Raw genomic sequence first — 13,242 nt, forward strand, 5'->3', positions numbered from 1 at the left:
TCACCCGCGCCTTCGGCGCGACCTCTCCCCTTGGGAGAGGTTTTCCACCGCCGACGTCGCGGCAACTCCGATGCCTTCTCAATCGGTCGTGCGATGAAAATCTATCTGGCAGGCCCCGACGTGTTCCTGCCGGATGCCGTCGAGATCGGCCGGCGCAAGGTCGAAATCTGCGCCGCGCACGGGCTTACCGGCCTTTATCCCCTCGACAACGCGACCGACCTCACCGCGCCCAATGCCTCGCGGCAAATCTTTTGCGGCAACGAGGCGATGATGGACGATGCCGACGCGATCATCGCCAACCTCACCCCGTTCCGGGGCGCCGGCGCCGATCCCGGCACCGTCTACGAACTCGGCTACATGGCCGGCCGCCGCAAATTCTGCCTGGCTTATTCCAACGATGGCGCCGCCTATGCCGACCGCCTCAGTCGCTTCATGGAGGTCACCTCCGAGAACGGGCGGCTGGTCGATGCACAGGGGCTGGCGGTCGAAGATTTCGGCCTCGTCGACAACCTCATGATGATCCATGCGCTGGAGCTGCACGGCTGCCCGCTGGTGACGCCGGCCACCATGCCGACCGACGTCTGGCACGATCTCACCGCGTTCGAGACTTGCGTCCGGATGGCGGCCGCGCGATTGATCGCTACATAAGCTTTTTAGTCGTCCGTCGGAGATCCGATGCCCCCTGCCCGCAAGCGCGCGGATGTATTGCTGGTCGAGCGCGGCCTGTTCGAGAGCCGGGCGCGGGCCCGCGCGGCGATCGAGGCCGGCCTCGTCACGGCCGACGACAAGCAGGTCGCAAAGCCGTCGGAGACGATCGCCGAGGATGCGGTGATCCAGGCCGAGCCCGCCCACCCTTACGTCTCCCGGGGCGGCGTCAAGCTCGCCGGGGCGCTGGAGCGGTACCCGATCGAGATCGAGGACCATGTCTGTCTCGACGTCGGCGCCTCCACGGGCGGCTTCACCGAGGTGCTGCTGGCGAACGGCGCGAGCCTGGTGTTCGCCATGGATGTCGGCACAAGCCAGCTGCATCCCTCGCTGCGCGATCATCCCAAGATCGTGTCGATGGAGGAGACCGACATCCGCAGCTATGAGGGCAAGCGCCTGCCGGCGCGGCCCGATGTCGTCGTCATCGACGTCAGCTTCATCTCGCTGAAAACGGTGCTGCCGGTGGCGCTGTCGCTCGCGGCCGCACCGATGAGCCTGCTGGCGCTGATCAAGCCGCAATTCGAGGCTGATAGGAAGCACAACAAGAAGGGCATCATCCGCGATGCCGCCGTGCACCGGGAGATCTGCGACGACATCGCAGCCTTCGCGGCTTCGCTCGGCTGCACCGAGATCGACATATTCCCCTCGCCGATCACGGGCGGCGACGGCAACATCGAATTCTTCCTGGGCGCGCGCCGTGGTTGAGCGCATCAAGATCGATCATGTCGGCCATCGCGGCGACGGCGTCTGCCTCGATGCCGGCGAAGCAATCTATGTGCCCTATACGCTCGGCGGCGAGACCGTCGAGGTCGATCACGTCGCAGGCCATCATCCCGACCGGCGCAAGCTGCTGGCGGTGGAGGTCGCAAGCCCGGAACGCGTCGAACCATTCTGTCCGCATTTCGGCGTGTGTGGCGGCTGCGCGATCCAGCATTGGGCGAACGAGCCGTATCGGGCCTGGAAGCGCAACATCGTGATCGAAACGCTGGCGCAGGCCGGCATCGATTGCGAGGTGGCGCCGCTGGTCGACGCCCACGGCGCCGGGCGCCGGCGCATCACGCTGCACGGCCGGTTCGGCACGCACGACATCCTCAAGGTCGGCTTTTCGGCTGCGAGCTCGCACGACGTCATCCCGATCCATCGTTGTCCGATCCTCGATCCCGCGCTCGAGGGCGCACTCGACGCCGCCTGGGCACTCGCCGAGCCGCTGACGTCCAAGATGCCAGTGACCAAGCCATTGGACATACAGGTCACCGCGACCGCAGGCGGGCTCGATGTCGACGTGCGCGGCTCCGGCCCGCTGCCGACGGCGCTGGTCACGGCGCTGTCACGCGTCGCCGAGCAGCACCGCCTGGCGCGGCTGACCCGGCATGGCGAGCTGGTGCTGCAGCGCCTGCCACCGACGGTGAGGATGGGTCGCGCCGAGGTGACGCTGCCGCCGGGCTCGTTCCTGCAGGCGACGGTGGCAGGCGAGGAGACGCTTGCGGCACTCGTCGCCGAGCGCATCGGCAAGGCCAAGGAGGTGCTCGACCTCTTCTGCGGCGTCGGCCCGTTTGCGCTGAGGCTCGCGGAGAAGGCCCGCGTCACCGCCTATGACAGTGACGCCGGCGCCATCGCGGCGCTGGCGAAAGCTGCGCGCACACCTAGCCTGAAGCCGATCAAATGCGAACCGCGCGATCTGTTCCGCCGTCCCCTGGTGCCGCAGGAGCTGCGGGGCTTCGACGCCGTGGTGTTCGACCCGCCGCGCCAGGGCGCGCAGGCGCAGTCGCTGAAGCTTGCGGCGAGCAAGGTGCCGGTCGTGATCGCCGTGTCCTGCAACGCCGCGACCTTTGCCCGCGACGCGCGGCTCCTGATCGACGGCGGCTATCGGCTGGAGGCCGTGGTGCCGATCGACCAGTTCCGCCACACGCCGCATGTCGAGCTGGTGGCGCGGTTCAGCCGCTGACGCGGGCGGCTACGCCGAGGCCTCGAACTGCGGCTGCCATCGCAACAGGTAGGACTGCAGCGAACGCACTGCGATCGCCAGCAGGATGCCGACGAACATCATGACGAAGATGGCCACCATCATCTCGCTGGCATTGGCCCGTGCCTCGGCTTCGATGATGAGCTTGCCGAGCCCGCGTTCGGCGCCGATGAACTCGCCGACGATGACGCCGATCAGGGCAAAGGACACGGCCGGCAGGAGCGAGGCAAACACCCAGGCGAGCGCGGACGGGATCACGACCGTGCGCAGCACCGTGAATTCGCTGGCGCCGAGCAGGCGGGCGGCAGCGATCTGGTCACGGTCGACCGCACGCGTTCCCTCGAAGGTGTTGAAGAACACCACGAAGAACACGACGAGCCAGGCGGTTGCGATCTTGGAGAGGTCACCGAGGCCGAAAATCAGGATGACGAGCGGGACCAGCGCAATGCGCGGTATGGAGTTGAACGCCACGATGTAGGGGCTGAACACGCGAGAGAGGAAATCGGAACGGCCGAGCACCAGGCCTACCGCGATCCCGCTCGCCGAGCCGAACAGAAAGCCCCACCAGGTGTTCTTCAACGTGACGAGTGTGGCAAGCCATAGATTGTTGTCGCTGCCCTTGATGCAGGCGGTAAAGCCGGTCGCGTCTGTGAAGCAGCCAAGCCGCAGGAAACTCTGCCAGATCAGCGACGGCTTGGCGACGAAATAGGGATCGAGGATTTTCGGCACGTAGGCCTTCGGCAGCAGCGTCTTGCTCCATTCGAAGCCCCATTGCCAGACGACGAGAACCACTGCGAGAATGGCCAATTGCCAGAACAGGATGACGGTGCGGCTGTTGGACATGATCAGTCGGCCCTGGTGCGGCGGAATTCTTCGCCGAGGGAATGCCAGATGTGGGAATAGAGCCGGGCGAACTCGGCCGTCTCGCGCGCGGCCACGGGATCGCGCGGCCGCGGAATGGCGACGTCGAAGTCTTCCTTGAGACGCCCGGGGCGCGCCGAGAGCAGAATGATGCGGCTCGCCAGCGTCAAGGCTTCGCCGAGATCGTGAGTCACGAACAGAACGGTCTGCCGCTCGCGTTCCCAGATCTCCAGCAGCGTCTTATGCATCTCGAGCTTGGTGTGGGTGTCGAGCGCGCCGAACGGCTCGTCCATCAGCAGGATCTCGGGCTCCAGGATCAGCGTGCGCATCAAGGCGACACGCTGGCGCATGCCGCCGGACAGCATGCGCGGGAAGCTCTGCGCAAAGCCTGCAAGGCCGGCCTTCTCGACGGCGGTGGCGACGCGGCCGGCACGCTCGCTCTTTGGCATTCCCGCGATCTCCAGCCCATAGCCGATGTTCTGCTCCACGGTCCGCCACGGAAACAGGGTATCGCGCTGGAAGACGTAGCCGACCCTGGGGTTGACCTCGCCGGTCTCGACCGAGTCCCCGTCGATCAGGATGCGTCCGCCGGAGCGCGGCAACAGCCCCGCGACCATGTTCAGAATGGTGCTTTTGCCGCAGCCGGATGGACCGAGCAGCGCGACGAACTCGCCCTGCTTGACCTCGAAGGAAACGTCATCCACCGCTACGAACTCGCGGCCGGACGCGTTGAAGCGCTTGGCAAGACCCTGGACGGCGATGCGCGTGCGCGCAGCCGCTGCTTGATCCTCGTCGCGCGCGAGCGCGAGGCCCTGGCTTGGCGCGACGATCATTTGTATTTCGCCCTGGTCGCCTGAAGGAAGCTCATGTCGACCGCATCCTCGTACCTGGTTTCGGGAATGTCGGTTCCTTTGCGGTACCAGGGCTTGGCGCCGCGTTCGAACGACGCCTTGTCGATGACGCCGTCATAGGCCCAGGTCGACTTGTCGAAGCCGAGCTCGGCGCTGACCGCATCGGGATCTATCCCTGAAAAATACTTCGGCGTGACCAGCGCCCGCACCTCCGCGAGCGGCGTCGCCTTCACAAAAGCCATCGCCCGGTAGATCGCGTTGACGTAGGCCTGCACCATCGCCTTGTCCTGCTGGACCGTGTCCTGGAGCGTGTAGATCACCAGCACGGGCAACGTCCCGCCGAAATCCTTCTCGAACACGCCAGGCTTCGACGTGTCGTAGATCGTCCGGCCAAAACCCTTCTTCTCGACCTCGACGATCCAGCTCGGCGGCGCCACGATGGCGTCGAACTGCTTGGTCTGCAGCGATGGGAACATCGTGTTGGGCCCGCCGCCCGCAACCCAGTTCACCTTGTTGCCGAGCCCACGCGCTTCGAACACATAGGTGCCGTACACCCAGGTGCCTGACCCGATGGCGGTCGCGGCAACGATCGGCTTGGCGCCGTCGGGGCGCTTGTAATCTGCGAGCTTCTCGACCGAATTGATGCCGCTCTCGTAGAGGTCCTGCCGGACCACGATGTTGGCGTAGGAGCATACCATCTCGGTCGCGAGCAGCATCTTGCAGGGCTTGCCGCGCGCACCGAGCTGGAGCGGATGGCTGGCATCGCCATGCGCGAACAGCGCCTGCCCCGCCGCCAATGTCTGTCGGCCGAACGTACCGGCATTGCCGGTAACGAGCTTGGAATCGAGCCCTTCGTCCTTGAAGTACCCCTTCAGCTCTGCGATCATGCCGATGGCGTAAACCGGCGACACCGGCCCGAAAGCGAGCGAGACGCGCTTGGCCTCCGCACGCAATGGCCGCGGCAGCAGTGACGCGCCGGCCCATGCAGACCCCGCGAACAGCGCCTGGCGTCTAGAAATGCTCATGTGATCCTCCTCCCTTGGTTATTGTTCAATCGCGCGGTCCGTCAGGACGGCGGGACCTTGATTGTCCCTGCTTGTCGCAGCTGTTCGATCTCATCCGGCGACATCCCGATCTCGCTCAGGATCTCGCCGCTGTGCTCGCCAATACCGGGTGGATCGTAGCGGTTGGACAGCCGCTTTCCGTCCATGGCAATTGGCAACAGCGGTGTCTTGACCTCGTTACCGTCAGGCAAACGGATGTCGGTCAGGCCGCCGGATTGGTTGAGATGCGGATCATCGAAGAGATCGCCGGGCTTGTTCACCGGTGCGTAGGGCAGATCGAGCTGCTCGAGCCGCGCGGCGAGATCGGCCTTGTCCCATTGCTTGAAGATGTTCGCGATTTCCGGGATCAACCAGCCGCGATGATCGACCCGGTCATTGCTGGTCGCAAAGCGGGAATCGGAGAGCCAAGCTTCGCGTTCGAAGGCGCGGCAGAACGCTTCCCATTGCTCTTCACCGACGATGGTGACGAACAGTTTCGAGCCATCCCTGGTGTCGAAGAGGTCGTAAACGGGCCACGGGCTGTCCTTGATCGAATAGGGGATCGAAGGCTGGCCACTGACCACCTCGCACATCATCGCCTGGGCCATCAGGAACACGTTGTTCTCATATAGCGCACTCTGGATGTAGCGGCCCCGGCCGGTACGCTGCCGCTCGGCGAGCGCGGCCTGGATCGCGATCACGCCGAACATGCCACCCATGACGTCATTGACCGAGGCGCCGGCGCGCATCGGCCTATCGGGCAAACCGGTCATGTAGGCGAGGCCGCCCATCATCTGCACAACTTCGTCGAGCGCCAGGCGGTTCTCGTAAGGACCGGGCAGATAGCCCTTGAGCGAGCAATAGATCAGGCGAGGTGCGAAAGCCGCGACGCTCTCGTAGTCGAGACCGATCCGCTTCAACAGGCCCGGCCGGAAGTTCTCGATCAGCACGTCGCTGTGCTCGATCAGTCTGCGTGCGATGTCCTGGCCCTGTGCTGTCGAGGTGTCCAGAGCGATGCTGCGCTTGTTGCGGCTGTAGGTCGCAAAGAAGCCGGCGGCAGGTCCCTTGAAGGCTCGGGTACGGTCGCCCTTGGGCGGCTCGACCTTGATCACGTCGGCACCGAGATCGGCCAGGATCAAGCCGCAGCTCGGCCCCATCACCATCTGGCTGAACTCGATGACCCGAAGGCCCGCCAACGGACGAAGCTCAGATCCCGTCTCACGCACAGCCATGGTCATGCCGCGCTCCGCAGGAGCTTGGGAATTCCGGCCTCGTGCAGATGCCCGGTCAGATGGTCTGCGGGGATGTGGCGGGCGAGAATCTCGCGGGTCTGCATCAGGCGGTCGAGGTCGATGCCGGTGGAGAGCCCCATGCGCTCCAGCATGAACACCAGATCCTCGGTGACGATGTTGCCGCGTGCGCCCGGAGCGAAGGGACATCCGCCGAGGCCGGATACGGCGGCATCGAAACGGCGGATGCCCGCTTCGAGGCCGGCGACGGCATTGGCCAGGCCGGCGCCGAGCGTATCGTGCAGATGCAGCCGCAGCGTCATTTGCGACCCGAGCTCGCGCTGCACGGCCGCGACCATCTGCCGGATCGATTTCGGCGTCGCATAACCGACGGTATCGGCAAGCCCGATCTCGTCGGCACGCGCTTCGGCAAAAGCGCGCGCAACCCGGCACACCGCCGCTTCGCTCACCTCCCCTTCTAGCGAGCAGCCGAAGGAGGTGGAGATCGCCCCCATCAATCGCGGCCGCTGCCCCAACGGCCGGGCGTCGATCGCAGCGCGGACTGCGCGAAACCCCTCGACCTGCTCGTCGACCGAGCGGCGCACGTTCGCGCGGTTGTGCGTCTCGCTGGCCGAGATGACGAAATAGACGGCGTCGACGCCGGCGCCGATGGCGCGCTCGGCGCCCTTCGGGTTCGGCACCAGCGCGCCGATGAGAGTCGATTTGTGCATGAGCGCATGCGCCATCACCGCATCAACGTCGGCGAATTGCGGCACGACCTTCGGCGGGACGAACGACCCGGCATCGATCTCGCGTATGCCCGCGGCGGCGATCATGTCGATCAACGCACATTTGGCCTCGGACGGAACGAAGATGTCCAGGTTCTGGAGACCATCGCGGGGCGCGACCTCGCAAATGTGGACATCGGGCTCGCGGGCCATGTGGGCCTCCCTTGAGACGATTGTATATTGTTGCATGAAAGAACAATCCATGAGACAGTCTGTCAAGCCCTAAAACTTGCGTGCACTGCAATGAGCGCCACCGACAGTTCCCGACCGCGCAGCGACAAGAACGGTTCCGAGCGGGCCGAGCAGCTCGCCGGCCTCATCATGGCGCTCGCCCGCCGCGAAGGCATGAAGGCCGGAGACCGCTTGGTCGAACAAAGGCTTGCGGATGCGCTGGACCTTTCACGCGCGCCGATCCGGCTCGGCCTGAAGGCCCTGGAAGCGGCGGGGCTGGCACGCGGCGAGCCGCATCGTGGCTTCGTGCTGGCGAAGAATCCGACCAGCGGCGCCGCCCAACCGGCGCTCGCGGCCGTCAGGCGCGGCGAGCAGGTTTATACGGCCATCGCAGGGGACGTGCTCGCGAGCCGACTCCCAGCCGACGTCACGGAGGCGGAGCTCTTGCGCCGCTATGATCTGAGCCGCGCGGAGTTGCAGCGGCTGCTGGACCGTATCGCCGCCGAGGGCTGGATCGCACGCCTGCCCGGCTATGGCTGGCGTTTCGCGGAGACGGTCTCGAGCCCCGAAGCGCAGGCGCAGGCCAAGGCGTTTCGCGCAGTGATCGAGCCGGCGGCGATCGCACAGCCCGGCTTTGCGCTGCCCCAGGAGGTGATCACACGCCTGCGCGAGCGCCAACAGCGGATCTTCGACGGCGAAATCGAGAGGATGACGATTGGCGAGATCTTTCACTCCGGCTGCGAATTCCACGAGGAGATCATCCGCGGAGCAGGCAATCCATTCTTCCTCGAAGCACTCAAGCGCGTGAACTCGATCAGGCGCCTGTTCGCCTATCGCAGCTTCGCCGATCGTGACGGCATGAGGCGGCACGTGCGCGAGCATCTGCGCCTGCTCGACGTTCTGGAAGCGCGGCGCTACAGCGAAGCCGCCGACCTGATGGCCCGGCACCTGCAGCGTCCGCTGGTCGCCGGCGTATCGTGATCCTGCCGACCTTGATTCCGGTCAATCTTCTCGGCGCCGCCTGGCGCTAAGAATGCCTCATCATGGGGTGTGGAGCGGAAGTCCGTGGTTGATCGGCGACAATTCATCACGACCGCGCTCGGGCTTTCTGCGGCAGCGATCGGCAGCCCTTCCGCCGCGCTGGCGGCGATGACCTATGATGAGGCCATCAACGCGTCACGGGCTCCGCTGCGAGCAGCGCCCAGGGATCGCGAGCTCGTCCGGTTCGCGACGCTTGCGGCCAACAGCCACAACACCCAGCCGTGGATCTTCGCCGTCCGCGGCAATGTCATCACGATTGCGCCTGACGTCGCGCGGCGCTGTCCGGCCGTCGATCCCGACGATCATCATCTCTTCGTCAGTCTCGGCTGCGCCGCCGAAAACCTCATCCTCGCCGCGGCCACGCTGGGCTGGCGCGCCGATCCGGGCGTCGACGGCGATCGCATCGTGATCACGCTCGACGAGGCCGCTCCTGCGGCATCGGCCCTGGCCGATGCAATTCCCGTCAGGCAGTGCACCCGCGCGGCCTTCGCCGGCAAGCAAGCCGCGCCCGAGATCCTGCGCCAGCTCGAGAACGCCTGCCGGCAACCCGGCGTCGCTGCGATCCTGATCACCGAGCGTGCCGGAATGGCTGAGGTCGCCGACTATGTGCTCGAAGGCAATTCGGCGCAGATGCGCGACAAGGCCTTCATGCGCGAGCTCGTCGACTGGATCCGCTTCAACGAGGCAGAGGCGGTCGCGACCATGGACGGGTTGTTCGCGCCCGCATCGGGAAATCCTGCACTGCCGTCCTGGATGGCCCGGCCGCTTCTGAAGCTGTTCTTCACCGAAAGCGGAGAAAACAAGAAATACCGCGAGCAGCTCGACAGCTCGGCCGGTGTCGTCGTGCTTGCTGCCGATCGCAGCGACACCTCGCACTGGATCGCGGTCGGCCGCGCCTGCCAGCGCTTCGGCTTGCAGGCGACCGCACTGGGACTGAAATATTCCTTCGTCAACCAGCCGGTCGAGGTCGCAGCACTGAGGCAGCAATTCGCGACCCGGCTCGGCCTCGGCGAACGACGCCCCGACATCGTGATGCGCTTCGGCACCGGCCCAAGCCTGCCGAAATCGCTGCGGCGTCCACCGGAGCTGGTGATGCGATCGTAAAGCGCTGGCGCATGATCTTTCCGGAAAGCCGCTTCGCACTTTGCGCTAACGCGGCCCTTCGGGTTCGGATCAAGCTTTAGCGTCGCAGGCCGCTCAGCGCCGGCGATTCGCCGGGCAGCATGTTCGATCTGATATCGCTGTCCATGCGGCCCGAATCCTGCTGGGTGTAGCCGACGCCGAACGACAGGCTGAGATTTGAGGTCGGCTTGAATTCGACACCCGCAAACCCGCCATAGCCGGGCGCGGCGGTGGAGGTGAGCGGCGCCAGCGAGCTGCCGATGCCGTTGCCGTATTTCAGCGTGTCGAAGCCGGCGAAAAAGGTGACGGGCATGCCGCCGCCGGTCTTCATCTGATAGCCGAATTGCGTGCTGTCATAAGAAAGCGCGCTGAAATTGCCGAGCGAGCCCGCCTGGTTGAAGCCGCTCAATCCGAGATTGCCGCGTTCGCGACCGATGAAGAAGCCGTTCGCAGAGCTCGTACGCCAATCGGCCTCTCCGGCGTTGAAGCCCGCAAAGTTGCCATAGCTGTCGGAGCTCAGGCCGGCAGCGCCGCCAAGGCCGAAAGGCCCGCCGGGAATCCAATATCGCAGCGGCGCCACTTGCGCGTGAACCGGCGCTCCGTCGAGGCAGAACACGGCGAGAGCTGCAAGAGCGCATGAGCGTGCAAGGTCGAACATTCTGGCTACCGTCTAAAAGCCCTTAAAACTATACTCCTCGACCATCATCAATGCCAGCGGAGTGACCGCGCCGGCCCTCGCGGCCGCAGTTCTTTCGGGGAACCGCACCTGATGCCGGACGATCCGCTGCTCACCCGCCTGACATCCGTTCTTGCCGATGTACCTGGCGTTCAAGCTGTCGTGCTCGGCGGCTCTCGCGCGCGGGGCCGCGCGCATGCGGCCTCGGACTACGATATCGGACTCTATTTCAAGTCAGCGCTGGACACCGGACGGTTGCTTGCCGCCGCGAAGACGATCGCGGACGATCCCGCCGCCACGACGGTGACGCCCGTCGGTGAATGGGGCCCGTGGGTCGTCGGCGGCGCCTGGCTTTCGGTGGGAGGCCGCAAGGTCGACCTGCTCTACCGCGACGCTGACGCGGTCGAGGCCGTCATGGAATCCTGCGGCGCCGGAGCGGTCACCATGGACTACCAGCCCGGCCATCCCCACGGCTTCTGCTCAGCGATCTGGATGGGCGAGATCGCATATTGTCAGCCGCTGCACGATCCGAACGGAATGATCGCCCGGCACAAATCGATCGCACTTCCCTATCCGGAGCCTCTACGCAGCGCCCTGATCCGGCGCTTCCAATGGGAAGTCCTGTTCAGCATCGAAAATGCCGAGCTCGCGGCCGCACGCAACGAAAGGACCCATGTCGCGGGCTGCCTCTACAGATCGCTCGCCTGCGTCGCGCAGGTGCTGTTCGCACTGAACGAGCGCTATCTGATCAACGAGAAGGGGGCGCTGCAGGAGGCAGCCAGCTTGCCGCTGACGATTCCGCACCTGGTGGAGCAGTCCGACCGGATCTGGCAACTCGTCGCCGACGGCGGCTTCGCACAGGCCTGCGCAGTGCTGCGGCAGGTCGACCGAGAATTGAAGGCGCTGGCTCACTCCGGCGGAACAGCGCTGTAAAGGGTTATGCGGTCTTGTCGACCGAAGACGACGAATCCGCCGGCGGATATTTCGTCACCGGCACCATGAAGGATTTGGTGCCGACCTGGTAGATGATCTTGCCGTTCTGCCCGTCGTCGCTTGCGATCTGCGTCTGTCCGAACATGATGACGTTCTTGTAGACGAAGCCGGTGCCCTTGCGGGTGACGCCGTCGGTGGTGACGCTGACCTCGGCCTCCTTGCCATTGACGGACAGCACCTTGAAGCTCGCGCTCTTGCCGTTCTCGCTGGAATAGCCGCCCCAGCTTCCCATCAGGCGGCTGTCGGACGCGGGCGGGTCCTGCTTTTGCAGATTTGCAGTCTGCTTGCCGACGCCCCCGAACGAGAACAGCATCACCATGTTCTTGCCGTCCTTGGTGCCGACCGTGACGCCGCCGAAGGTGATGAGCGTGCCCTGAACCTCGCCAAAGCCGCGCTCGGTGCGTCCGTTGTGGGTGTACTCGACTTGCGCCCGGGCCCCGCGGATGTTGACGACCTTGAAACCGACGGGCTGGTTGTTGCCCACCCAATTGCCCTTCCAGTCACCGAGCAGAGCGCTCTGGCGATACAGCCGCTCGTTGGCGGGCGAAATCTGGCTGGTGCTCGATGTGACGATGGCCATTGGATTGCTCGGACGGGCCTCACAAACCCGCTTTCGCTGGCTTGGGCAGGTCAGGATGCCGGCGGGAACGAACAGTAACGATGCGATTAGGGCCACGCACCCGTTAACGAGCCGTTAAGCGCGTGCCTCGGCCGGGCGGGCAAAAGATCTCAGCCGGAACTGGCGTGATGCCACCGGAAAAAACCGCCCCCTCACCGCCCCCAGCGATCGGACCAGATCTTCTCGCCGATGAGGCAATTGACGCGCGGCTCCTTGTCGGCAACCGGCATCACGGGCCGCTCCGGGGTGCGGCCGGCGATTTCCATCAGCAGCTTGGTGCGGATCGCTTCCTTGAACTTGTCGCGCTCCTTGATCGTGATGACGAAGGACCCCGGCCCTCCGATGACGCAGTCCTCGTAATAAAGATCGAGATTGTCGATATCCATGGTCGAATAGGACGGCTCCTTGACCATGATCGGCAGGCCGTTGATGACGATGCCTTTCTCCAGCGCGGCGTCACGCGCCATCGTGACCGGGCCGCCATTGTTGTTCGGACCGTCGCCGGAAATGTCGATGACGCGGCGCAGGCCGCGATAGGGATCCTCGTCGAACAGCGGCATCGCGAAGTTGATCGCGCCTGATATCGAGGTGCGCGAAGCGCGCCGGATCGGCGTCTTCATGATCTCGGCGGCAACCGCGTCCGCCGTCTCCGGACCATCGATCAGCCGCCAGGGAATGATGATCTTCTGGTCGCTGGAGGCGGCCCACTCGAAATAGGTCACTGCGATGCGGCCGTTCGGGCCGAGCTTCAGCGCCTGCAGGAACTCCTTCGACTGGATCGCCTGTGCATAGCCCTCGCGCTGAATCGCGAGCTCGTCCATGTCCATCGAGTAGGACACGTCGACCGCGAGGATCAGCTCGACATCGACGCTCTGCGCGTCCTTGTCGGCCGCAAGCCGCTGCGGTTGAGTTCTGGGCGATTCGAATTTGGGTCCTGGTGCCGCGATGCCCGCGACGTCCCCTCCGGCGAACATGCCGGCCACCAGCACAGCCCCGATCGAGAACAGCAAACGCATCGCAGTCTCCCGTCGTATGACGCGATGGTGACATGCAATCGGCTTGCCGCAAAGGCCGAAGATCGCTTGTGCTTCACATTCGAGTTAGGAATTCACACGTTACGCAAGTCTGCCGCCATGTTGCCGCGCTTGCGTCGGGAACAGGGGCGATCTCAAGAGCCGTC

The 13,242-nt window shown here is 65.0% G+C and carries 14 protein-coding genes; 6 read left to right on the forward strand and 8 right to left on the reverse strand.

Annotated elements, in window-relative coordinates; all coding sequences use genetic code 11:
- The first annotated feature begins 93 nt into the window (after positions 1-93).
- The 3 genes from I6F17_RS01480 to I6F17_RS01490 are packed head-to-tail and all read left to right on the forward strand — an operon-like array spanning position 94 to position 2,650.
- Entirely contained in the window at positions 94-648 is a 555-nt protein-coding gene (locus I6F17_RS01480; RefSeq protein ID WP_225123779.1) for a nucleoside 2-deoxyribosyltransferase, read from the forward strand.
- A 27-nt stretch (positions 649-675) separates the two neighbouring features.
- Positions 676-1,410: a TlyA family RNA methyltransferase gene (locus I6F17_RS01485; RefSeq protein WP_036038012.1), complete on the forward strand. Its 735-nt coding sequence runs from the start codon at positions 676-678 to the stop codon at positions 1,408-1,410.
- Positions 1,403-2,650, forward strand: a complete 1,248-nt coding sequence (locus I6F17_RS01490) for a methyltransferase (RefSeq protein ID WP_225123780.1) — start codon at positions 1,403-1,405, stop codon at positions 2,648-2,650. Before I6F17_RS01485 ends, I6F17_RS01490 begins: the two co-directional genes overlap by 8 nt.
- Before the next feature lie 9 nt (positions 2,651-2,659).
- Here the strand turns inward: I6F17_RS01490 and I6F17_RS01495 are convergent, their stop codons facing one another.
- From I6F17_RS01495 to I6F17_RS01515, 5 genes are read right to left on the reverse strand one after another with little or no spacing between them, the layout of a single operon-like run.
- Positions 2,660-3,511 (reverse strand): ABC transporter permease, encoded by an 852-nt coding sequence (locus I6F17_RS01495; RefSeq protein WP_225123781.1) that lies wholly within the window; start codon positions 3,509-3,511, stop codon positions 2,660-2,662.
- A 2-nt stretch (positions 3,512-3,513) separates the two neighbouring features.
- Positions 3,514-4,362 (reverse strand): ABC transporter ATP-binding protein, encoded by an 849-nt coding sequence (locus I6F17_RS01500; RefSeq protein WP_225123782.1) that lies wholly within the window; start codon positions 4,360-4,362, stop codon positions 3,514-3,516.
- On the reverse strand, positions 4,359-5,405 hold the full coding sequence (locus I6F17_RS01505) for an ABC transporter substrate-binding protein (protein WP_225123783.1): 1,047 nt from the start codon (positions 5,403-5,405) through the stop codon (positions 4,359-4,361). The genes I6F17_RS01500 and I6F17_RS01505 overlap by 4 nt, the downstream gene beginning before the upstream one ends.
- A 41-nt stretch (positions 5,406-5,446) precedes the next feature.
- Positions 5,447-6,661: a CaiB/BaiF CoA-transferase family protein gene (locus I6F17_RS01510; protein ID WP_225123784.1), complete on the reverse strand. Its 1,215-nt coding sequence runs from the start codon at positions 6,659-6,661 to the stop codon at positions 5,447-5,449.
- Positions 6,658-7,593: a hydroxymethylglutaryl-CoA lyase gene (locus I6F17_RS01515; RefSeq protein WP_225123785.1), complete on the reverse strand. Its 936-nt coding sequence runs from the start codon at positions 7,591-7,593 to the stop codon at positions 6,658-6,660. The genes I6F17_RS01510 and I6F17_RS01515 overlap by 4 nt, the downstream gene beginning before the upstream one ends.
- Positions 7,594-7,683: 90 nt before the next feature.
- Between I6F17_RS01515 and I6F17_RS01520 the strand changes: the two genes are divergently transcribed.
- Together I6F17_RS01520 and I6F17_RS01525 are read left to right on the forward strand one after the other, a co-directional pair.
- On the forward strand, positions 7,684-8,592 hold the full coding sequence (locus I6F17_RS01520; RefSeq protein WP_225123786.1) for a GntR family transcriptional regulator: 909 nt from the start codon (positions 7,684-7,686) through the stop codon (positions 8,590-8,592).
- 84 nt (positions 8,593-8,676) lie between these two features.
- A complete protein-coding gene (locus I6F17_RS01525) occupies positions 8,677-9,756 on the forward strand; it encodes a Tat pathway signal protein (RefSeq protein ID WP_225123787.1) in 1,080 nt (359 codons plus the stop codon).
- Between the two features lie 76 nt (positions 9,757-9,832).
- Here I6F17_RS01525 and I6F17_RS01530 read toward each other — a convergent pair whose 3' ends face one another.
- Entirely contained in the window at positions 9,833-10,432 is a 600-nt protein-coding gene (locus I6F17_RS01530) for a hypothetical protein (RefSeq protein WP_225123788.1), read from the reverse strand.
- 111 nt (positions 10,433-10,543) lie between these two features.
- Between I6F17_RS01530 and I6F17_RS01535 the strand changes: the two genes are divergently transcribed.
- The gene (locus tag I6F17_RS01535; protein WP_036038043.1) at positions 10,544-11,383 is read left to right on the forward strand and encodes a nucleotidyltransferase domain-containing protein; all 840 of its coding nucleotides are present in this window, start codon (positions 10,544-10,546) and stop codon (positions 11,381-11,383) included.
- Positions 11,384-11,387: 4 nt separating this feature from the next.
- Here I6F17_RS01535 and I6F17_RS01540 read toward each other — a convergent pair whose 3' ends face one another.
- Both I6F17_RS01540 and I6F17_RS01545 read right to left on the reverse strand, forming a co-directional pair.
- Complete coding sequence (locus I6F17_RS01540) at positions 11,388-12,023, reverse strand: hypothetical protein (RefSeq protein WP_036004087.1); 636 nt, start codon at positions 12,021-12,023, stop codon at positions 11,388-11,390.
- 191 nt (positions 12,024-12,214) lie between these two features.
- Entirely contained in the window at positions 12,215-13,078 is an 864-nt protein-coding gene (locus I6F17_RS01545; RefSeq protein ID WP_036004084.1) for a DUF1194 domain-containing protein, read from the reverse strand.
- Positions 13,079-13,242: the final 164 nt, after the last annotated feature.

Origin of the sequence: Bradyrhizobium sp. NBAIM18 (assembly GCF_020193825.1) — a bacterium.
Taxonomy (GTDB): Bacteria; Pseudomonadota; Alphaproteobacteria; order Rhizobiales; family Xanthobacteraceae; genus Bradyrhizobium; species Bradyrhizobium yuanmingense.

What these genes read in the sequence shown, in the direction of transcription:
- I6F17_RS01480 (WP_225123779.1), top strand. Translation starts at nt 94, where the DNA reads ATGAAAATCTATCTGGCAGGCCCCGACGTGTTCCTGCCGGATGCCGTC.
- I6F17_RS01495 (WP_225123781.1), bottom strand. Translation starts at nt 3,511, where the DNA reads ATGTCCAACAGCCGCACCGTCATCCTGTTCTGGCAATTGGCCATTCTC.
- I6F17_RS01510 (WP_225123784.1), bottom strand. Translation starts at nt 6,661, where the DNA reads ATGACCATGGCTGTGCGTGAGACGGGATCTGAGCTTCGTCCGTTGGCG.
- I6F17_RS01485 (WP_036038012.1), top strand. Translation starts at nt 676, where the DNA reads ATGCCCCCTGCCCGCAAGCGCGCGGATGTATTGCTGGTCGAGCGCGGC.
- I6F17_RS01545 (WP_036004084.1), bottom strand. Translation starts at nt 13,078, where the DNA reads ATGCGTTTGCTGTTCTCGATCGGGGCTGTGCTGGTGGCCGGCATGTTC.
- I6F17_RS01500 (WP_225123782.1), bottom strand. Translation starts at nt 4,362, where the DNA reads ATGATCGTCGCGCCAAGCCAGGGCCTCGCGCTCGCGCGCGACGAGGAT.
- I6F17_RS01520 (WP_225123786.1), top strand. Translation starts at nt 7,684, where the DNA reads ATGAGCGCCACCGACAGTTCCCGACCGCGCAGCGACAAGAACGGTTCC.
- I6F17_RS01535 (WP_036038043.1), top strand. Translation starts at nt 10,544, where the DNA reads ATGCCGGACGATCCGCTGCTCACCCGCCTGACATCCGTTCTTGCCGAT.
- I6F17_RS01530 (WP_225123788.1), bottom strand. Translation starts at nt 10,432, where the DNA reads ATGTTCGACCTTGCACGCTCATGCGCTCTTGCAGCTCTCGCCGTGTTC.
- I6F17_RS01515 (WP_225123785.1), bottom strand. Translation starts at nt 7,593, where the DNA reads ATGGCCCGCGAGCCCGATGTCCACATTTGCGAGGTCGCGCCCCGCGAT.
- I6F17_RS01505 (WP_225123783.1), bottom strand. Translation starts at nt 5,405, where the DNA reads ATGAGCATTTCTAGACGCCAGGCGCTGTTCGCGGGGTCTGCATGGGCC.
- I6F17_RS01540 (WP_036004087.1), bottom strand. Translation starts at nt 12,023, where the DNA reads ATGGCCATCGTCACATCGAGCACCAGCCAGATTTCGCCCGCCAACGAG.